The 20,376-nt window shown below is 39.1% G+C and carries 15 protein-coding genes; 10 read left to right on the forward strand and 5 right to left on the reverse strand.

Features of this window, described 5'->3' with window-relative positions; genetic code table 11:
• Positions 1 to 8 precede the first annotated feature (8 nt).
• Positions 9 to 842: an alpha/beta fold hydrolase gene (locus tag AAFF35_RS07160; RefSeq protein WP_342331731.1), complete on the reverse strand. Its 834-nt coding sequence runs from the start codon at positions 840 to 842 to the stop codon at positions 9 to 11.
• A gap of 98 nt (positions 843 to 940) precedes the next feature.
• A complete protein-coding gene (locus tag AAFF35_RS07165; RefSeq protein ID WP_342331732.1) occupies positions 941 to 1,633 on the reverse strand; it encodes a CPBP family glutamic-type intramembrane protease in 693 nt (230 codons plus the stop codon).
• A gap of 229 nt (positions 1,634 to 1,862) precedes the next feature.
• On the opposite strand from AAFF35_RS07165, the gene AAFF35_RS07170 reads away from it, so the two are divergent.
• On the forward strand, positions 1,863 to 4,235 hold the full coding sequence (locus AAFF35_RS07170) for an ABC transporter permease (protein ID WP_342331733.1): 2,373 nt from the start codon (positions 1,863 to 1,865) through the stop codon (positions 4,233 to 4,235).
• Between the two features lie 77 nt (positions 4,236 to 4,312).
• On the opposite strand, the gene AAFF35_RS07175 is transcribed toward AAFF35_RS07170, so the two are convergent.
• Positions 4,313 to 4,624, reverse strand: a complete 312-nt coding sequence (locus AAFF35_RS07175) for a hypothetical protein (RefSeq protein WP_342331734.1) — start codon at positions 4,622 to 4,624, stop codon at positions 4,313 to 4,315.
• A gap of 26 nt (positions 4,625 to 4,650) precedes the next feature.
• On the reverse strand, positions 4,651 to 6,084 hold the full coding sequence (locus tag AAFF35_RS07180) for a hypothetical protein (protein WP_342331735.1): 1,434 nt from the start codon (positions 6,082 to 6,084) through the stop codon (positions 4,651 to 4,653).
• A gap of 511 nt (positions 6,085 to 6,595) precedes the next feature.
• On the opposite strand from AAFF35_RS07180, the gene AAFF35_RS07185 reads away from it, so the two are divergent.
• From AAFF35_RS07185 to AAFF35_RS07215, 7 genes are all read left to right on the forward strand, one after another.
• Positions 6,596 to 7,228 carry a DUF6266 family protein gene (locus tag AAFF35_RS07185; protein ID WP_342331736.1) on the forward strand — a complete coding sequence of 211 codons (633 nt, stop codon included), beginning with the start codon at positions 6,596 to 6,598 and terminating at the stop codon, positions 7,226 to 7,228.
• 98 nt (positions 7,229 to 7,326) lie between these two features.
• Positions 7,327 to 8,442 (forward strand): DUF262 domain-containing protein, encoded by a 1,116-nt coding sequence (locus AAFF35_RS07190; RefSeq protein ID WP_342331737.1) that lies wholly within the window; start codon positions 7,327 to 7,329, stop codon positions 8,440 to 8,442.
• Entirely contained in the window at positions 8,443 to 9,225 is a 783-nt protein-coding gene (locus AAFF35_RS07195) for a HEPN domain-containing protein (protein ID WP_342331738.1), read from the forward strand.
• Between the two features lie 256 nt (positions 9,226 to 9,481).
• A complete protein-coding gene (locus tag AAFF35_RS07200; RefSeq protein ID WP_342331740.1) occupies positions 9,482 to 10,579 on the forward strand; it encodes a DUF262 domain-containing protein in 1,098 nt (365 codons plus the stop codon).
• Positions 10,576 to 11,685, forward strand: coding sequence for a DUF3696 domain-containing protein (locus AAFF35_RS07205; protein WP_342331741.1), 1,110 nt, complete (start codon positions 10,576 to 10,578; stop codon positions 11,683 to 11,685). The genes AAFF35_RS07200 and AAFF35_RS07205 overlap by 4 nt, the downstream gene beginning before the upstream one ends.
• Positions 11,686 to 11,687: 2 nt before the next feature.
• The gene (locus AAFF35_RS07210) at positions 11,688 to 12,626 is read left to right on the forward strand and encodes a hypothetical protein (protein ID WP_342331742.1); all 939 of its coding nucleotides are present in this window, start codon (positions 11,688 to 11,690) and stop codon (positions 12,624 to 12,626) included.
• Between the two features lie 111 nt (positions 12,627 to 12,737).
• Positions 12,738 to 13,517 carry a hypothetical protein gene (locus tag AAFF35_RS07215; RefSeq protein WP_342331744.1) on the forward strand — a complete coding sequence of 260 codons (780 nt, stop codon included), beginning with the start codon at positions 12,738 to 12,740 and terminating at the stop codon, positions 13,515 to 13,517.
• A gap of 112 nt (positions 13,518 to 13,629) precedes the next feature.
• Here the strand turns inward: AAFF35_RS07215 and AAFF35_RS07220 are convergent, their stop codons facing one another.
• A complete protein-coding gene (locus AAFF35_RS07220) occupies positions 13,630 to 14,643 on the reverse strand; it encodes a LacI family DNA-binding transcriptional regulator (protein WP_342331745.1) in 1,014 nt (337 codons plus the stop codon).
• A 142-nt stretch (positions 14,644 to 14,785) separates the two neighbouring features.
• Between AAFF35_RS07220 and AAFF35_RS07225 the strand changes: the two genes are divergently transcribed.
• Positions 14,786 to 17,062, forward strand: coding sequence for an FAD-dependent oxidoreductase (locus AAFF35_RS07225; RefSeq protein ID WP_342331746.1), 2,277 nt, complete (start codon positions 14,786 to 14,788; stop codon positions 17,060 to 17,062).
• A gap of 145 nt (positions 17,063 to 17,207) precedes the next feature.
• Complete coding sequence (locus AAFF35_RS07230) at positions 17,208 to 20,360, forward strand: TonB-dependent receptor (protein WP_342331747.1); 3,153 nt, start codon at positions 17,208 to 17,210, stop codon at positions 20,358 to 20,360.
• Positions 20,361 to 20,376: the final 16 nt, after the last annotated feature.

Below are 20,376 nucleotides of genomic sequence, written 5' to 3' on the forward strand. Positions count from 1 at the left end.
TCATTATTTTATGGCAATTTTGAAATCAATAATTTTAAATTATCAATTACCAGGTTTGGCTCGTCAATCATGATAAAGTGTCCCGAATTTGTGGTGGCAATATGAGTGAAATCGGTTACCCCATTTTTTAATAACTCGTGTGCATTATAGAAGATTTGCTTAGCTGATGATGAAGTGCTGGCATCCACTTTCATACTGGTTAATACAATTACCGGTACGTTTGGCAAAGAAGGTAAGGTGCCGGCGTACTGTAAGTCTTCTATGAACTCCCTGGCTTCAAGTGTTCCTCCGAAATTTGCACCATTGGCATTTTTGGAAGCCTCATAAAGCGCATCTTCCTCGGCTTGGGTGGGGTGACTGTAAAATTCGTGTGAAGGATCAACAAATAACAGTGCTGCCGTTTTGACTGGGTTTTTAATCGCATAATCTCTGATGATCATACCGCCTAATGAATGCCCGATCAATATGACTTTTCTTCCGTTTGAAAACTTATCAATTACGTTTTCCAATTCACTTCTTAACCGTTCTATATTTCTTGGGCCCGGGCCATTCTCTGATTTCCCATAACCTGCACGGTCGTACATGAGTATGTCGGTAACGCTGCTTATTTGTGAAGCAACAGCATTGCTGCTCCATACGGTATGGTCATTGCCTAATCCAGATTCAAAAACAACCAAATACTTCGAGTTTTTTATTGCGGAGAATGACGCTAGTTTGTGGGTGTTTAAACTGATCTTCGTTTCGGTAAAAACCGATTTTGGGTCATTCTTTTTTTTACAGGAAGAAACCAAAAAAAGACTGGCAAAAGCCATAAGTATCATTTTCGTATGAGCGTTTTTCATTCCAAATTTTTTCGCAAAGCTAATCGATTAAATGAAAGTCTCCATATTATTAAATTGTAATCCGCCGGGCAAGTGTTGTGAGTCCTCAAAATGTTTTTTTACATGCTGAGCCAGGCTAAAGGGACCATGATTGCATTGAAAACTGCGTGGAGCAACATGCTATACTTTAAGCCATATTTTACCCGGATATATCCCATTGTTAAACCACCGAATATCTGAGAACTAATGTATAGTATAAAAGAAGGATCAGACAAGGTTAGGCCCTTGATGTTACTCATGTGTACATAACCAAAAATAATTGCCGTATAGTAAAACAGGAATACATAATAGTTTCGGAATAGATGAACAGCTTTCAGTCGCTTCAATTTGTCTGTCAGTATAGTTACCGTCAGCGTAGCGATGAAAAAGACAATATATATAGCGAATAGCACATTGTCATTTTTGAGGAAAGAGCCGGTAATCAGCGCAGCTGAGATTCCTACAAACCAGATGCTGACCTTAGGTTTTCTAAGTTGCCATCTAAAGACAAATTCCTCAGCAAGAGGCGCAACTACCACTCCCAAAAGCATAGCTAGAGGGAATCCATATTTAAAGAGATCCGAATCCTCATATTTCACAATTAATTGGAATTTCAGGAGCGTATAATAAATTATGGTAATGACAAGGGCAAATGCAAGGTCTAAAATAAGGAGCCATAACAGCTCTTTCCAGACTGCTTTCTTGTCTGCGAGCTGTAGGGGTAAGCGTGGGTATTTTAGATATTGCCAATAGGTGGAGAGCGTTTCAATCATTTTCAGTATCAGGATTTTCTAAAGATATATAAAGATGTGTGATTCTGACAGGTATTTAATTCTGAACTGTCCGAGAGTGTACGCTTACCGTTCGATAATGAACGGTTTAATAAAACGCAAACAATTAAGTCGCTGTATTTCAGTTGCTTGGTATTTAATTCACTCTTGGCATAAACTTAGTAAATTGCAGGTCAATCGTATTTGTTTAATTGACAAACCAATTGCTGCCATGTTCAGACTCAATTTAAAAATCGCCTTGCGTAATCTCTGGAGAAACAAGACTTCTTCCGTTATTAATATTGTTGGTTTGGCGGTTGGTCTATCTGCCTGTCTGCTATTGCTGTTATATGTCAATTACGAGATGAATTTCGACCGTCACTTTAAGGATTCAGATAAAGTCTATCAGGTGATGACGAATTTTCAGGATGCTAACGGAAAGATTACAAGTACAGGAGATGTACCGGGAAACGGGATCGCCATGGCCATTAAAACTAGAATTCCAGAGGTCGACGCGATTGCCAGAATTGGTGGTGGTGATGAATCGCTCATTGCCAATAAGGAAAAAATATTTAAAAAATCAGATCTCTTTGCCGATCCGGAGATCCTGAAAATTTTCAATTACGAGTTCATCACCGGCAATCCAGTGACGGCATTAAATACACCTGATGCTATAATATTGACAGAGACTACTGCGAAAATTTTATTCGGTAGTACCGATGTGCTGAACAAAACGGTCAGGTATCAAAACCGAAACGATTTAAAGGTTACTGGTGTAATCAAAAATTTGCCGGCCAATGTTTCATTCCGGTTTGATTATTTGATGTCCTGGTCTTTTTATGAAAGTATAAATGATTACGTTAAGAAACCGAGTTGGGGAGATTTTAATTTTCCTGTAATGGCAAAGGTTAATGATCCGGCCAATATTGAGTTGATTAATGCTAAGGTGAAAAAACTGTTCAATGAAAACTATACGGCACAAAGGAATGAGAATTTCCTGTTCCCTTTAACCGATATACATTTGCATGGCGAATTTCTGAACGGCAAAAGTATAGGTGGCGACATTGAACGTGTTTATCTTTTTATTGCATTGGCCTTTGGTATTTTGTTGGTGGCCTGCATCAATTTCATGAACATGGCCACGGCTAAGTCAGAGCGCAGGGCGAAGGAAGTAGGGATCAAGAAGACTATCGGCGCAACCAGAGGATCTTTGGTCATTCAGTTCCTCACCGAAGCGATGGTCCTTACTGCAGTAGCTGTCCTGATTGCCATTACCATTGTAGAAGTTACTTTACCCGTATTTAATAACCTGCTGGGGATAGACATTGCAATTGGTTATACCAATACCGGCTATTGGCTGGGTATCCTGTCCGTAGCATTGCTGACTGGCCTTTTATCCGGTACTTATCCGGCGCTATTCCTCTCTTCTTTTAACCCGATTCAGACTTTAAAAAAGAAAACAGCAAGGACGAAACTCATTCCTTTTAACATCAGGCAGGTGTTGGTGGTGGTGCAATTTTGTTTTGCCATTATACTCATCATCGCTACGCTTGTGATCTATAAACAGATGCAGTTTATAAAGAACAGACCGATAGGCTATAACATTAATTTGCTGGCGGAGATGCCTCAGGATGGAGAATTGAATAATAAGTTTGATCTGCTTAAAGCACAACTGTTAAAAAGCGGAGCGGTCACTGCTGTCAACAAATCTTCCAGAGGTATGACCAATGTGGGCAGCTGGTTTTATGGCTTCCAATGGCCGGGAATGGAAGAAAAGGGAAAAGAAATTGTTTTTAACCGTTTGGAGACCCAATATGATTTCGTAAAGACCAACGGTGTAGAACTCGTGGCAGGCCGCGATTTCTCCAGAGATTTCGCATCAGATAGTGCTGGAATTATGCTGAGCAGTACCGCCGTAAAGATGATGAAGCTTAAAAATCCATTGGGAACGAACGTAAATCTCTTTGGAAATCAGCTGAAGGTGATCGGCGTTTTTAAAGATTTCATCTGGTCTTCCCCTTATCGTTCCGGAAATCCGATGGTGATCATCTTTAATAAAAATCCGGGAGGAAACATTAATATGCGCTTAAATCCTGCCAATAGTGTGAGCAGAAATGTGGAGCTGATCTCGACCATTACCAAAAATATCAATCCGGAATATCCGGTAGAAATCAAGTTTGTCAATGACCTGTTTTCGGAAAAACTGCAGTCGGAAAGGATTCTGGGCATTCTGGCCAATCTGTTTGGAGGCATTGCGATACTCATCTCTTGTCTGGGACTTTATGGCCTTGTTGCTTACAGCGCAGAGCAGCGTACCAAAGAGTTTGGTGTGCGTCGTGTACTAGGTGCTTCAATTGGCAATATCATGAGATTGCTCTCGGTTTCCTTTCTGAAAATGGTGTTTATCGCCGTGTGTATCGGTGTGCCTCTGGCTTATTACCTCATGAACAGATGGCTCGGCGAGTTCGAGTTCAGAACCACCATATCCTGGCCAATAGTCTTGATCTCCATAAGCGGAACGGTAATTATTGCATTTTTGACCGTTAGTTTTCAGGCTTATAAAGCAGCAAAAGCCAATCCTGTTGAAGCCTTGAAGTACGAATAAAACTAGCTGTCTAAGCGGTAAATCAGCAGGTCTTTTCGCCTGCTGATTTATCTAAGGGCCTGATGGTGATCATTGTGTTATACTGGTTTTTTAGGTTTTTTGTTTTTCTTCTGGCGGATCAGGTGTTCCATCTCTGATCTGAGAAAGTACTTTTTCCCGCCTATTATTTTAGGAACAAATGTTCCATCCAATATTCTTCGCCTGTAGGTGGAAGGTCCGATGTGCATGGCGTTCATAAATTCTTTGAGGTCCAGAATTTCGTCTTTTGGAGGAGAGATCAGCTGGATCGGTTGCGGGGCATTGTCTTGCCGGTCTGTTAATTGTTTGAATAGGGAACTGTGTTCCTTCAGGAGGGTAATGATGGTGGAAAGAAAATCGTGTAAATGCATTTGTGTGTGTTTTTAGGGTGATTGAATTAAGAATTTTTGAAATGAGCTTTCAGGATTTTAAAAAGGTTATTGAATCTGGTTTGACTACCTAGGAACAAACTGATTCTTAAACCTGTGATTTGATGCTGCGGAATTGGATTTTGATCAGGTGGGTCATAGAATCCTGAGTCAATGAGCTTGGGAATTAAAGCGTTGATGTCATTGGCAAAATGGATAAAAATGAAGATTCCGGCCCTGGTGTCTGACAGGACCGCATACCTGGTCAGCTGCATGTTTTTAAAGAGGTTTTTTACCTTTTTTTGAATGCTGCGTAACCAGTGGTTTACCTTATGGATAATGCTTTGAAATATGCTCTTCTCCAATAGTTTTACCAGTGCCCGTTCAAAGTGAATGTCCCAGGTTTCATAGAGGTATCTTGATTTTATGACGATATGATCGATGAAATTTTTGGGTGCGAGCACAAAACCTAAATTATGGAGCCATGGTGTATGCCTGCTGAGTGAGCTGATGTAAATGACCTTTGCTTTTTCGTCTTTGTCAAACAATGACCTTCCGGGAGCGCTGTAATAACATCCGTGTTCTTCGTTATGTTCTATGATCGCAAAGTTATAGAGCTCTGAAAGTTGCAGCAAACGATCCCTTCGGTTGGGGCTTAGGTAGATCATATCCGGATATTGTCCTGCGGGTTCAACATACACCAGTTTTATGCGTGCTGCCTTGCAATTTGTTTCAATTTCAGTCATCTTGATTCCTTGCTGATCGGAGCTGATTTCTATGATTTCCGCACCTGTCGATGTGATGAGTTCTTTAACCCTCGAATCGCATTTGCCGGAAAGGATTACTTTGTCTGCGTTTCTAAGCAAGGTGTGTAATACCATCTTTAATGCCATTCCTGCACCTGGAATAATGGCGAGATGTGAAGGTTGAATATTCAGGCAGCGGCTTCTGACTTCCCGATGTATCAGGCTGTGAAAATTCTGATCAGGTATACGCCTGGTTTGCGCGGGGCATTCGGTAGAACATTCATGTAATTCTTCATAGAGTAAAGATGGTTTAGGCAGGTTGAGAACCTGATGGTCGGGGTAGTATGGACCGAGGGTGATAAAGGTATTTTCCGGAAGTTGCTGTTTATTAAAACTGAAACCCGCAACTTGTTTTGGTGAAGCTGTGGCGTTTTCATTGGGTAATGCCTCGGGGCTAATAAAAGTTCCGATCTTTCCTTTTGTGTATAGAATGCCTGCCTTACAGAGGGCTTTGTAGGCGGATTCTACATCGTGATACAATTTGTCCACTTTGTTGTGCTTTGACAGGCTGTTTGCAAACTCCTGGATCCCAGGCATACGGAGGTTTGGAGGCCTGAACCCGGTTTTGATTTTAGCTTCGATCTGGACCTGAATTTGTCGGGGGAAAGTAATTTTGGCCCCCGTTAATCTGAAGTTTTCATACCATAATTTTTTCATGTAATTTTTATTAAATTATTTAAAATACTTTATTAATTTGAATACTAAAATAATCTATTGTTAAATATTGTTGCTGTTTTTGTCTGTGGATTCATGGTCTTGGTGGGTATCCATAGGCAATTTGTCATTCTTATCCATGAACGGAAGGAGCGGTGTTTTTGTTATGTTTTTTTGGTGAGAAAATAGAAAATGTGTATAGTTTTTTTGCTGAATTTTCATCCTGGTATTCTTGTTTTGTTGTATTTATTGGGACAGGTAATCGTTCTATTAATGGTCTTTTTATGTGGTTTTAAGCTGATTTTGACCTGATTGTTACCTTGTTCAGGACTCGTTTGAAGTTAACAGGCTTTACACTCGGTCTAAGCTCGGTCTATACTCGGTGCTAACTCGGTCATGAGCGAGTTTAAGTCGTGTAAGTAGTGAGTGAAAGTCGGGTAAGCAAAAAGTGAGCGTACAATCTGGTACGTACTTTTTAGTATGTTCGTATATCTTTTAATTAAATAATGATATTATGGCACGAAATAAAAATGGGATTTTAGGAGGGTTTAGTGGTAAAGTTGGCAGTGTTGTCGGCTACAATTCTTATGGTGTGGACAGGATGAGAGGTTTGCCTGAGCGTATAGCTCCGGCCACAGTCGCAGAAATTAAGAACAGAACAAAGTTTAAGTTGGTACAGGATACTTTGAATTGCTGTAAGGAATTGATCAAGATTGGTTTTAATAACTATTGGACAAAGACAGGTGGGATGAGGGGGGCAGTTTCGTATAACAAAATGTTTGCAGTGAAGGAAGAGGAGGGAGCATATTCTATTGATCCGGAAGAATTTAGGTTTAGTGGTGGTACGCTTCCAGGTTTGAAGGAGGTGAGGGTGGAAAAGGAAGGTAAGGATTTGTTCAGGTTTTATTGGGATAAGGAATTTGTTCCAGATTCGTCTCCGCAGGATCAGGTAATGATGTTGGCTATTGATTTGGAAGGTAAGCAGGCGAGTTATGTAGCGTATGGTGGTTTTAGGAGTTCTGGAACTGATGTACTGAGGCTTTCTGTTGATTTGGTTGGAAAAGTAGTGGAGGTTTATATTGGAATGATAGCAAGAGATAGATCCAAGCAATCGGATAGTCAATATTTAACAATGAACATCGTTTAATAGTTTATCTAATTAAATGTACGGATTAGTTAATTTTTGAAGTTGTAAATTACCTGATTTGAATTAAAAAACTTATTTACTTTTGATACATTTGTACTATGCTGAAAAATGATTTAGAAAGTCTTCAAAATATAGCCAAAGAGAGAACTGTCAGAACTCAAAGTATCGAGTATGATTTAGAAACATTAGTTAAGAAGATTAAAAAAGGGGTAATAAAACTAGATCCTGATTATCAAAGGAGGCATAGATGGGATGTTGAAACGTCATCTAAGTTAATAGAAAGTTTGATTCTAAATATTCCGATCCCAACAGTATATCTTTCATATGATGTTGATGTAGATGAAGATCCTGAGGACAATGAAGCAAGGTATTCTGTTATTGATGGACAACAGCGATTAACGGCAATCCTTAATTTTTTTGACAACAAATATGCATTAAAGGGGTTGGATATACTTGAAGCTCTTGAAAATTGTTTTTATAGAGATCTACCACCCTTTTTATTGAGAAGACTAGAAGAAAGAACTATCAAATGTTTAAGGATAGATTCCACAGTCGATCCACAAGTTAAATATGATATTTTCGAGCGACTAAATTCTGGATCTGTCGTATTGGGTTCTCATGAATTAAGAAATGCTGTTTTGAGAGGTCCTTTTAATAATGCTTGCAAACTATTGGCTAAGAACGAAGATTTTAGAGTTTTAAATCAAATTTCTTTAACATCTCCAGATACCAATGTAAAAGTTAAGAAGATGGAAGACGCAGAATTGGTTTTGCGATTCTTTTCGTTAATTGAAAATAATTATAAAAAATACAAAAAATCAAAAGACAAAAACTTCAAAGACTTTTTGTCAGATAACTTGGGCGAGAAGAATAGATTAACAACTAAGAAGATTGCCGAGTATGCGAAATTATTTGCTGAGACGATGTCATTTATTAGAAAATGCTTTGGTGACAATGCGTTCGCAAAATATAAAGAAGAAGGTGGGAAATTGGTGCTTCAATCTAAATTTAATGCAGCGGTTTATGATGCTTTAGCAATCGCAGTAGCAACGGAAGTCGTACAAAAAGGTCAACACAATGAAAGTATGAGTTCGGTTAGCGAGAAGTTTCTAAAACTGTTTTCAGATGCCAAATTTCATGAATCTGTTTCAGGCTCAATACTAGATAGTGGTAAAATAATCTATAGGATTGATACAACAAGATCTATATTTTAAATGGGTTCATTTGTAGAAGATGGGATCCAACTATTGGCTGAAAGGATTGAAGAACTTAATGTGCTTCTTGAAGAGGCAGATAAATATGTAGTTAGCCAACAAAAATTGTATTCTGCCCTTTGTAGATCAATTCAAGTACTTTCGGTTTCTCATTTTGAAGGTTATTTAAAAGATCTTGTTAAAAATATTCTAGATGATATAAATGCAAACTCCGATTTTAAAAATTCATCAAATGATCTAAAGTTTACGTACTGCAAAAAATTTATAACACCATTAGCAACAGGAAAACTTAATCATGCGAAAATAGTTGAGCTAATTGCTGTGCTTGAGAATTTAGAAACAAAATTTGACGCTAACTCTTTTTATCAGTCTAATAAGAATCCTAAGGAGAGTATTATAAATAATATAGCTGAAAATTTCGGTGAAGATAAGCTGTTTTTCAAATTAAATAACTCTGATCTTTCTGCTGTTTTTTCGAATACTGATCCGGAAAATATACTTCTAAGAGATTTTTTGAGGGTAAAATTGCTTTCTTCAGTGGAAGTCTATCCATATATTCAAGATGACTCGATTTTAAATGTTGATCAAACATCGCTTGCCAAAGATAAATTTTGGGAGATTTTTATTCAAGCTATATTAGCCGATCGTCATAAAATAGCTCATGGAAGTATGATTAATTCAGTCTCCCACACTTCCATTGCATCTAATATCGTGAAAATTGAAATATTGCTCCTATCTATAACATATTTATTGTCTCTACGTGGTAACCCTGTTGTCTTGTAATTTTTACTTTTCTTAAAGTATTTAGAAAGCTATGTAGCCTCTGCTTTTTCTATTACTGTTGACGGATGGTTTTTATTAGTAAGTTCGCTGTTACTAAGATTAGTTGACGGTACTCAGTATTGTGATTGCTTCTGGGCTAAAGATGTAAATTAATATTTTTTTTATAGATGATCTAAATTGAATGTTTTGTCATTAAAAAGAAGCATTTTTATATCTTAGATTTGATTTTTTAATGAGTTAATTTCGGAAATTTAAAGTGAGCACAGATAAGAACATAAATGATGAAGAGAAATGGTGGAATGACGAAGGCCAATCTGAAAACCCATTCAAAGAATTCGATCCTAAAGATGTTTCTGTTGACATAAGAAACTATTCGATAGGTACATTACTTCGCAAGATAGAACATAATGAAATTGACCTCTTTCCCGATTTTCAGAGAAAATTTGACCTTTGGAATAATCGTCTTAAAAGCCAGCTTATTGAGTCCATCTTATTGAATTTTCCGATTCCTCCATTATACTTTGCTATGAGTTTTAATGATAGAAGTGTTGTGATCGATGGACTTCAAAGATTATGGACTTTCAAAAGTTTTATTTTGGAGAGTAGTTTCAAATTAGAAGGATTGACAGTTTTATCTGAAATTAACGGTTTAAGGTTTTCCGACCTTCAAAAACAACATCAGAGAAGGATTTATGAGTATAATGTTGTTACTTATGATTTAAGACCTGGTGTACCTCGTTTTGTAATTTATGATATTTTTCGGAGACTCAATACTGGTGGAGTAGTGCTCAATGCACAAGAAATTCGACATGCCCTGAATCATAAATCATCACTTATTTTAACTGATTTCACTTCGATACCGATATTTAAAACTCTGGTTAAAGTTAAGAAAAATCGGATGGAGGATAATGAACTTGCTCTAAGATTTATTTCTTTTTATCGTCGAAATGTTGATAATTATCAACCGCCAATGTCTCTTTTTCTTGATCGGGAGATGGAATACCTGAAAAATATAGATTTAGAGCATATTCGTTCGATAAGACGCCGCTTTGAGGAAAGTTTGATCCTTTTACAGGATTTGTTCGGGGATCAAGTCTTTAGTAAACCATCAATAAATTATAGAAGGGGTAAGTTTAATAAAGCTCTTTTTGAAGTTTTAACGGTTTGTTTTGCGAATTTGGCTTTTGAAGAGAAAAATATTTTGCTTATCAATAGGCTAGAGTTTACTACAGCATATTTTATGTTACTGGAAAATTCGGAATTCAATATGTCCATTTCCACAACTACTGCTAGTCGAAATGCGGTGCTAATAAGATATGGAGAGATTGAAGGGTTGATTAGACGATTTTTATGATTAAGAAACTGAGACTTAGAAATTTTAAAGCATTTGGTGAATTTGAGGAGGACCTTTCTTCTCTTAACTTAATAACGGGTTTAAATGGAATGGGTAAATCCACTATTATCCAATCCTTATTGCTTTTGCGACAATCTTACCAAATGCAAAAGCTTACCGAAAAAGGACTTTTTTTAAATGGTGATTACGTTAAAATTGGTAAAGGGAAAGATGCATATTGGATCCACGGAGACGAGGATGTAATTGTTATTAATTTAGAATGGGATAATAATACTTCGATTAAATCTGAATTTAAGTATTTAGCGGAAGAAGATGTGCTGCCAATTATAAGTATTAATAGTGTTGATGATTTTACCTTTAAGAACTCCCTTTTTAATGATAATTTTCAATATTTAAATGCAGAACGTATCGGTCAAAGGGATACTTATCCTGCTTCTGAGATTATGGTTTCTGACAATAGGTCGCTGGGAATTAATGGTGAATATACTACCTATTTTTTGGAAAAGTATTCAAAGGAACCGCTTACAATTAAAGAATTGCTTCACGACGATAATAAGACAGATTCTTTAGGCATCCAAATTAATGCTTGGCTGAGTGAGATATCTCCTGGAGTTTCTTTTGTACCTCAATCTATCGTTGATTCTGAAATGGCGAGGCAATTTTATGAATTTGATTTTGGAGGAGAAAGGACCAAGAGATTCAGATCTACGAATGTTGGGTTTGGCTTAAACTATGTACTTCCAGTTTTAACCGCAATTCTGTTTTCAAAACCAGGAGATCTTTTGTTAATCGAAAACCCAGAAGCGCATATTCATCCTCGAGGGCAATCAAAATTGGGTTATTTGTTTGCTCTTGCTTCTTCCTGCGGCGTACAGCTTGTTATAGAGACACATAGTGACCATGTACTAAATGGAATACGCGTAGCCACTAAAATTCTAAAACTGGATAATGAGAAAATTTCTTTGTTTTACTTTAGTAGGGATATCAATAGCGAAAAACATTCTACGAAAATTAGTAGACCAAAACTCCACGCTGATGGTAAAATTGATAATTGGCCTGACGGTTTTTTTGATGAGTGGGATAACATGTTGGACCAGCTGATATAGTTATGAGATTTTATTTAAATGAGCTTTCTCTCAACAATCTTCCAGTTGATGAAATTCAATTGGAAGAAAAGATCTGCCTTTTTATGATGAATTGTATTCGTCTTAAAGATATTGGTTTTACAGAAATGAGGTCTACGATTTATCCTTTAGATGTACAGATTGGTCTGGATTTAACTTTAGGCTCTTGGGCTAAAAAACGTGAAACAGGAAATAGAGAGTTGAAAAGTAGATTCAAAAGCCTGTCTTTAAATGCACCATTATTCCATAGTACTGATGAAAATGATATTATGGAAAAAGCGGAATGGTGTAACTTCAGTTTTAAAACAATAAAATCGGAGGGACTAGGGGCAGCTCATCTGCTATCTTCAGTGGTTGTAAGTTTCCAAACTCATGAAGATTGGAAAGATTCTGAAATACATAATGTGTTATATGAGTATCTTGAAGAGGACGGAACTGGAATGCATTTAGTATCGGTCAGAAACGTATCTTCTGATGAGCATATAAAAGATCACAAATCATATGCTGAGTCCCGTTTGTCTTCAAAGTCGGTTCCTGACGATTGGAAACCATGGGAAAGCCACCTCCCTAATGTTGAATCAAGTAAGGAAATGTTAGGGATTTCTGAGTTTTACGAAAAATTTACTGGATTGAGTGAGAGAGAAAAATTAGCAGAGGCTCGGACAATGGGTAAAAGAGTAGCAGTTCTGAATCACTATCGTTTTGATAAAGAATTAAGTAGACTCAACACTGATTCTAAACATAAAAGAGATATTTATGTGTCTAATAATAAGCAAGGTAGAAAATGGTATCTTTCTGTAGATGTTGAGAAAGGTGCATTTGAAGTTTGTGATCACAATGGCGCCCACACAAAAGAAATTCTTTTTAATGGGAAAAAAAATGGAGAGCAAAAGTCGGATCATTCGATAAAATTGAAGGCATGAGTATTAACCCTAATATGACGTTAAATATAGTTCGACCGACTGCAGTTTTGATATAAACTTGAACAATTTGTTTTAAACTTGGGTAGGGGGAAATAATTAATGTAATCTTATATGGAAACAAATAATAAACCAAATGTTAATGACTTGTTAGGTCTTGCTCCTTACGGGGAATCTCTAAAATTAGTCATAGAAAAAGGATTTGATGCAGCTAGCGCTGTTTTGAGTAGGATTTGCTTACCTGCGGCTGAAGAATTAGGATTAATGTATAGGGATAAAATTAAGTTCTGGCGATTAAAAAACATCATTAAAATCATTGATAAGTCAAAAAATAAGATTGATTTTTTAGATAGTGAATTACAACTTTCCCTCCACCCAAGAATCGCTAATGAGCTATTGGAACATGGCTCACTGTGTGACGATGACAAATTGCAAGAAATGTGGAGTGGATTACTTTTTGTATCGATAGAAATTGGCGAGAGTAATGACCAGAATTTATTGTTTGCAAATGCATTAAAACAGCTAACTGCTATTCAGGCTAGGTTGATTAACCACGTATGCCAAAATTGTAAGGTAAAAGTTTGTGGAAATGGACTTTTAATTGGTGGGAAAATGAAAATGGACTTGTTAGAAATTACAAATATCACTGGATGCTCGGATATTCATCAACTAGATGCTGAGTTAGATAGTCTAAGGACGAGTAATCTTATTCTTGGCGGATTCAGTATGAGCAAAGATCCTATTGAGGCAGAGCTTCGTGTTTCGGCCTTTTTATTAGCTTTGTATTCTAAAACTCAAGGTTATAAAGGACAGTTACTTGATTTTTACAGTAATCAAATTGCTGACGGTGACGACCCCGATTTTAGAGTTCAAAGTTATTTAGTTAGCAATTAGTATTAAACTTAATGTTTAAGTTATACTTGAAAATTCGGCGCTTTAATTAAGTTCACATGTTTCTAGTAAATTTTAATCATGATCATAAAGTGAAAGATAGTGAATAATCGGTTTAAGATGATTTTCTAATAATCAACTTCGTTTTAAGCACCTTAACAGGTGTCTTCCATTGTGAGGAATCCTTCTTGATCTGATCAAACAACAACTGCGCTGCAGTGATTCCAATCTCTCTAACTGGTTGCGCAACTGTGGTCAATGGTGGCTCAATCAGTGCAGAAACATAATCGTCGCTAAAACCAACCACGGCAATGTCCTCCGGAACTCTTAAACCATTTTTTTTAATAATCTGAATCGTATCAATTGCAGTCGGATCATTGATCGCAAAGATCGCATCAGGTGGATTGTCCAGATTAATCAAATGATTCACATAAATGGCTATTTTCTCCTTGCTAAAATCATAGGATATGATCAGCTCCGGATCTGCCGGGATATTGTGTTTCTTTAACGCAGCCAGGTAACCGTTCAATCTTTTTACGCTAATGGCCAATGATGACGGACCAGATAAATGTGCAATCCGCTTTCTGCCCGACAAGATCAAATGTTCTACCGCTCCAAATGCCCCTTCATAATCGTCCACAATAACCTTTGGTACCACCATCTCATTACACACCCTGTTAAAGAACACAATTGGGATTCCTTTTTTCTGAAACACCTTCAAATGATCGAAGTTTAGTGTTTCTTTAGTAATAGACACAATAACCCCATCCACGCGATTATCCAGCATCACCTTCGCATTCGTTACCTCCGTCTCATACGACTCATTAGATTGACTAATAATCACATTATATCCTTCATTCCGCGCCTCTTCCTGAATCGCTGCAATCACATAAGGAAAGTACGAACTCAAAATCTCGGGAATAATAATTCCAATCGTCCTGCTTTGTTGCGTAGCCAATTGTATCGCAATCATATTGCGCTGGTAATCTAGTTTCTCCGCCAGGTCCAATACCCGTTTCCTGGTATCCGGATGTACGTTCGGATGACCCGTCAATACCCTCGATACCGTTGATTTAGAGATGTTCAGCTCCCTTGCCAGGTCGAATATGGTGATCTGATGATTTTTCATACAAATCAAATATATCATAAAATCTGTTTCATGGGAGCGGTCCCTAAAATTGGGAACGCTCCCAATTTATTTTCCCCTGATTTTCAATACGTAATTATCAGGTACCGGATACATTTGAATCCAATACCAAATATATTTCTAAATGATAAGGGAAGAATCTCAAAAGAAAAGAGCTGTTAAATCAGAATCTGCCGGCTATGACCTGGTTGTTGTAGGAGGAGGTTTATCCGGTGTATGCTGTGCCATCACCGCTGCACGAAAAGGACTCAAAGTAGTTCTTGTACAGGACCGGCCGGTTTTAGGCGGCAACTCCTCAAGTGAAGTGAGGTTGTGGATCCTGGGTGCAACATCCCATATGGGAAACAACAACCGCTGGGCAAGAGAAGGAGGGATGGTCGATGAAATCCTGCTCGAAAACATGCAGCGCAATCCGGAAGGCAATCCCGTAATTTTTGACACCGTATTACTCGATAAAATATATCAGGAACCCAACATTAAGCTGCTGTTAAATACAGCGGTCTATGATCTGGAAAAGTCTGATGCCGATGAAATCTCCTCTGTAAAATGTTTCTGCAGTCAGAATTCAACGGAATACATCTTAACCGCCAATCTGTTTTGTGATGCTTCAGGCGATGGCATTTTAGGCTTTTTAGCCGGAGCTGCATTTAGAATGGGCGCAGAGAATAAAGACGAATTTGGAGAGAAGTTTGCGCCTGATCAGGAATACGGAGAACTGCTGGGACATAGCATTTATTTCTATAGTAAAGACACTGGTAAACCTGTCAAATATATTGCCCCTTCTTTTGCATTACAAGACATCACCAAGATCCCAAGGTTCAAAAGTTTTAACGCCAAAGAGTTTGGATGTAAACTTTGGTGGCTGGAATATGGCGGTCGCATGGATACCGTTCATGAAAGTGAAAACATCAAGCAAGAGCTTTGGAAAGTGGTATACGGCGTCTGGAATTACATTAAAAACTCTGGTGAATTTCCAGAAGCTGAAACCATGACTTTGGAATGGGTGGGAAGCATCCCTGGGAAAAGAGAAAGCCGGAGGTTTGAAGGCGATTACATGCTCAATCAGCAGGATATTGTTTCGCAGCATCTGCATGAAGATGCCATCGGCTATGGTGGCTGGTCTATTGACCTGCATCCGGCAGATGGGATTTTTAGCAATAAACCAGGATGTAACCAATGGCATAGTAAAGGCATTTATCAGATTCCATACAGATGCCTGTACAGTAGAAACATCAAAAATCTCTTCCTTACCGGCAGGATCATTAGCGCTAGTCATGTCGCTTTTGCCTCTTCGAGGGTAATGGCCACAGGAGCATACCTGGGCCAAGCCGTTGGTATGGCAGCCTTCATTGCAAAGAAAAACAAACTGCAACCCAAAGAACTTAACGAGCAAGGAATCATGAAATCCTTGCAACTGGAACTGATGAAGAGCGGTCAGCACATTCCAGGGCTGACATTAACAGATTCCGCAGACCTGGTTCAATCGGCAAATATTACCGCTTCCACTGAAATGCAGCTCCAAGAAATCCCTTTTGATTTCATGAAAAACCTCGACATCTCCGCCGGACAAATGATTCCTTTACAAGCTGGCACAATTCCCTCTTTTACTTTTACGTTGGAATCATCGGAAGAAACCACCTTACAAGTGGAACTTAGAATCAGTGCTAAATCCGGGAACTTTAGTCCGGATGAATTATTAGAAATTCAGCAAATTCCGGTAAAAACCGGCACGCAGGTATTGAGCACCAGCTTCGGCTGTAAGCTGAACGAAAACGCCTACGTATACCTGTGCTTCCGGAAAAATCCTGCAGTTAAACTCGGCTTTTCCAATACCCGCATCACTGGTGTGTTATCCGTTTTCAACTCCGTAAATAAAGCAGTCTCCAATTTTGGCAGTCAAAAGCCAACAGAAGATATTGGCGTGGACGAGTTTGAATTCTGGTGCCCGCAACGCAGACCTGAAGGTCATAACATCGCCTTGAAAATAGATCCGCCATTGAATCCATTTACAGTTGAGCAACTAAAAAATGGAATCGGCAGACCTGTCAATGAACCGAATGCCTGGGTGTCTTCAATCAGTGATCAAAAACCTAAGCTCTCTTTAAAGTGGGCGGAGCAAACCAGCATCAGCAGGATAGAACTTTGTTTTGATACCGATTACGATCATCCCATGGAATCGGTCCTGATGACCCATCCGGAAAGAACAATGCCTTTTTGTATTAGAAATTATACCATCACAGATGGGAACGGAAATCAGCTCTTTGTTAAAAAAGACAATTACCAATCCATCAATATTATTGAACTGAAAGAGACCGTGTTAACCGATGAATTGACTTTGCAATTTGAACATCCATCGGCGGAGATACCAGCTGCATTATTTGCAATACGATGCTATAATTAGGTTTTTACCGACCTACGTAAAGCATTTGTTATCCTTTAGGTAACCTTGTTTTGCTATTTTCGGCATAAACCGCCACAGGGTCCGGGGAAGATAAAACCCCGGATCTAATGATCCTGAACCAAATAACCAAATATAAACTAAGTGCATGAGAAAAATTTACCCGATTTTTGGAACAAGGCTATTGTTATCAATAGTGCTCTGTATGTCCCTGCAATTGCTCTACGGACAGTCAGCTTTACCTGTCAAATTGATTACCGGAATCGTATCCGATCAGGAAGGAAAGCCCCTTATTGGTGTTAGCATCCAGTTAAAAGGAAAAACAACGGTTGTTTCTTCCGATAATAATGGGAGCTATAAAATTGGCGTTCCCGGTGGGAAAGGAATTTTAGTATTCTCCTATGTCGGCTTTGTGGCAAAGGAAGTCAGCCTGGCGGAAGGAAGTACCTACAATGTAACGCTAAATGAGGATCCCAAGGGATTGAATGAAGTGATTGTAATTGGCTACGGCACCACCACGAAGCGGGACCTGACCGGTTCGGTGGGTTCAGCAAATATGAAAGACATGAACAAAGCACCTGTGGGTACTTTTACCGAAGCTTTGGCGGGTAGGATTGCCGGGGTACAGGTTTCTTCTACCGATGGACAACCGGGAAATGAACTCAATATCGTAGTTAGGGGAGCCAATTCTGTTACACAGGACAATGCACCTTTATACGTCATTGATGGTTTTCCTACGGAGACATCCACGGCCAACAGCATCAACAGTGAAGAAATTGAATCGATTGAAGTATTGAAAGACGCTTCGGCTACGGCCATCTACGGGGCCCGTGGTGCAAACGGAGTTGTCTTGATTACGACCAAAAAAGGAAAAGTCGGCACGCCGCAAATCAGCTATGATGGCTGGACAGGCATCAATTCTATCCTTAAACAACAAGCGGTATTGAGTCCTTACGAGTTTGTTAAATATCAGTTGGAATTAAATCCGGAATTGTCCGGGGATATTTACCTTAAAAATGGACAAACGCTGGAAAGTTACAGAGACAGGAAAGGGGTCAACTGGCAGGATCAGATTTTTCGCAATGCCTATGTGCAGAACCATAGCCTTTCCTTACGCGGAGGGACCGAACAAACAAGGTATGCCATCTCCGGATCATTGTTAGAACAACCGGGGATCATTGTAAACAGTGGTTTTCGCCGTTATCAGGGACGTATTGTGCTGGATCAGGAGATCAATAAAAAACTGAAAGTAGGCGTAAACCTGAACTATGTGGCTTCAAAGAAATTTGGAACAGTGGTGGCTGAGTCACAAACCAGTCCGACTGCCAGTTTGATGTACAGCGCCTGGGGCTTTCGTCCGGTAACCGGAAATATTGATTTCGACGCCAATATCATCGATGAGCTTTATGATCCGGATTTAAATGCAACTGCAGATTACCGGATTAATCCACTCCTGGCAGCGCAGAACGAGTATAAACCAGTTTTTAACAATACATTCGTGATCAATTCTTATCTGGATTACAAGATCTTGAAGAACCTGTCGCTGAGAATTACAGGGGGACTAAACAAAGCAAACATCAGACGGGATATTTTCAATAATTCCTCCTCCCGTCTTGGAAACCCAAACAACAATAACAAAGTAAATGGCTCGGTTAACAATACCGAGATCACCAACCTTTTGAACGAAAACACACTGACTTACCAGACCAAATTTAAGGGAGGACATTCCTTAAAGGTGCTGGCCGGTTTAACGATGCAGGATGTCAGGGAGTATTCGAATGGCTTCTCTTCGATTCTAATCCCTAACGAGTCGCTGGGAATGAATGGAATAGGCGAAGGGCAGATTACAGTGGCGCCAACTTCAGATCTGAAGAACGGTTTGCTTTCCTACCTGGGAAGGATCGATTACAATTATAAATCGAAATATTTAATCACGGTATCCTTCCGCTCTGATGGGTCTTCCAGATTTCCGACAGCAAACAGATGGGCATATTTCCCTTCAGGAGCATTTGCCTGGCGCTTTACCGATGAGCCGTTCATGAAGAAACTGGGCTTTTTAGCTGATGGAAAACTGAGGGTAGGATACGGACATACCGGGAATAACCGGGTGGACGACTATGCATCCCTTACTGCTTTGAAAATGTTGCCTTCTTCCGGATATCCTACAGGAAATGTTCCGGGAAAAGGAATCGTGCCGGTGAACCTTGGAAATACAAAGTTGAAATGGGAAACTACCGTGCAGTCTAATGTCGGGATTGACCTGAGTTTCTTTAATAGCCGGATCGCCTTCACCGCCGATTATTACCATAAAAAAACACATGACCTTTTGCTGAATGCCACCTTGCCACCAAGCATGGGTTTCTTAACCGCATTTAAAAATGTAGGGAAGGTTTCCAACAGTGGTATTGAGCTGAGCATTACCACGAATAATATTAAAGGGGAGAAGTTCTCCTGGAATTCCAGTTTCAACATTGCCTTTAACAGGAACAAGGTGCTTGCACTCAATGACGACGAACCAAACCTGCTTTCGAGAGTAACCTGGGGGAATTTCAACAATGCCTTCCCTTACATCGCTGTTCCGGGAAAACCTATTGCCCAGTTTTATGGGATGAAGTTCGATGGTGTTTATCAGTATAGTGATTTTGATGTTCAGCCAAATGGTTCTTATGTATTGAAACCTAATGTACCAAACAATGGGAATCCACGTGCGAACATCCTTCCCGGCGATATCAAGTTTAGGGATATGAATGGTGATGGTCAGATCGATGATTCGGACCGCAGTGTGATCGGGGATCCAAATCCTGTTCATATCGGCGGTTTTAGCAACAACTTCAGCTACGGTAATTTTGACCTGAACATTTTCCTGCAATGGAGCTATGGCAATGATGTTTTAAATGCCAATCGCATTGAGTTTGAAGGAGGAGATCCGACCCAAAGAAACCTGCTGAACATGTTTGCTTCTTTTGCAAATAGATGGACCCCTGAAAATCAAACCAATGATTTATACAGATTAGGCGGACAAGGCCCGGCCTATTATTCTTCACGTACGATCGAAGATGGCTCTTTTTTAAGGTTAAAGACGGTATCTCTTGGTTATAATTTACCGGTATCGGTGATGAAATCCTTAAAAATGAGAAGTCTGAGGTTTTCTGTCTCGGCTCAAAATCTCCTCACCTGGACCAAATATTCTGGTCTGGATCCGGAGGTGTCGACGAGACATTCTGCCCTTACTCCGGGATTCGACTGGTCGCCATATCCAAGACCGCGGTCGATCACGATCGGATTGAATGCTAATTTTTAAATAAGATCTATCACTA

Origin of the sequence: Pedobacter sp. FW305-3-2-15-E-R2A2 (genome assembly GCF_038446955.1) — a bacterium.
Lineage (GTDB): Bacteria > Bacteroidota > Bacteroidia > Sphingobacteriales > Sphingobacteriaceae > Pedobacter.

Coding starts and splice junctions, on each gene's coding strand:
- AAFF35_RS07160 (WP_342331731.1), bottom strand. CDS start 842: ATGAAAAACGCTCATACGAAAATGATACTTATGGCTTTTGCCAGTCTT.
- AAFF35_RS07165 (WP_342331732.1), bottom strand. CDS start 1,633: ATGATTGAAACGCTCTCCACCTATTGGCAATATCTAAAATACCCACGC.
- AAFF35_RS07170 (WP_342331733.1), top strand. CDS start 1,863: ATGTTCAGACTCAATTTAAAAATCGCCTTGCGTAATCTCTGGAGAAAC.
- AAFF35_RS07175 (WP_342331734.1), bottom strand. CDS start 4,624: ATGCATTTACACGATTTTCTTTCCACCATCATTACCCTCCTGAAGGAA.
- AAFF35_RS07180 (WP_342331735.1), bottom strand. CDS start 6,084: ATGAAAAAATTATGGTATGAAAACTTCAGATTAACGGGGGCCAAAATT.
- AAFF35_RS07185 (WP_342331736.1), top strand. CDS start 6,596: ATGGCACGAAATAAAAATGGGATTTTAGGAGGGTTTAGTGGTAAAGTT.
- AAFF35_RS07190 (WP_342331737.1), top strand. CDS start 7,327: ATGCTGAAAAATGATTTAGAAAGTCTTCAAAATATAGCCAAAGAGAGA.
- AAFF35_RS07195 (WP_342331738.1), top strand. CDS start 8,443: ATGGGTTCATTTGTAGAAGATGGGATCCAACTATTGGCTGAAAGGATT.
- AAFF35_RS07205 (WP_342331741.1), top strand. CDS start 10,576: ATGATTAAGAAACTGAGACTTAGAAATTTTAAAGCATTTGGTGAATTT.
- AAFF35_RS07210 (WP_342331742.1), top strand. CDS start 11,688: ATGAGATTTTATTTAAATGAGCTTTCTCTCAACAATCTTCCAGTTGAT.
- AAFF35_RS07215 (WP_342331744.1), top strand. CDS start 12,738: ATGGAAACAAATAATAAACCAAATGTTAATGACTTGTTAGGTCTTGCT.
- AAFF35_RS07220 (WP_342331745.1), bottom strand. CDS start 14,643: ATGAAAAATCATCAGATCACCATATTCGACCTGGCAAGGGAGCTGAAC.
- AAFF35_RS07225 (WP_342331746.1), top strand. CDS start 14,786: ATGATAAGGGAAGAATCTCAAAAGAAAAGAGCTGTTAAATCAGAATCT.
- AAFF35_RS07230 (WP_342331747.1), top strand. CDS start 17,208: ATGAGAAAAATTTACCCGATTTTTGGAACAAGGCTATTGTTATCAATA.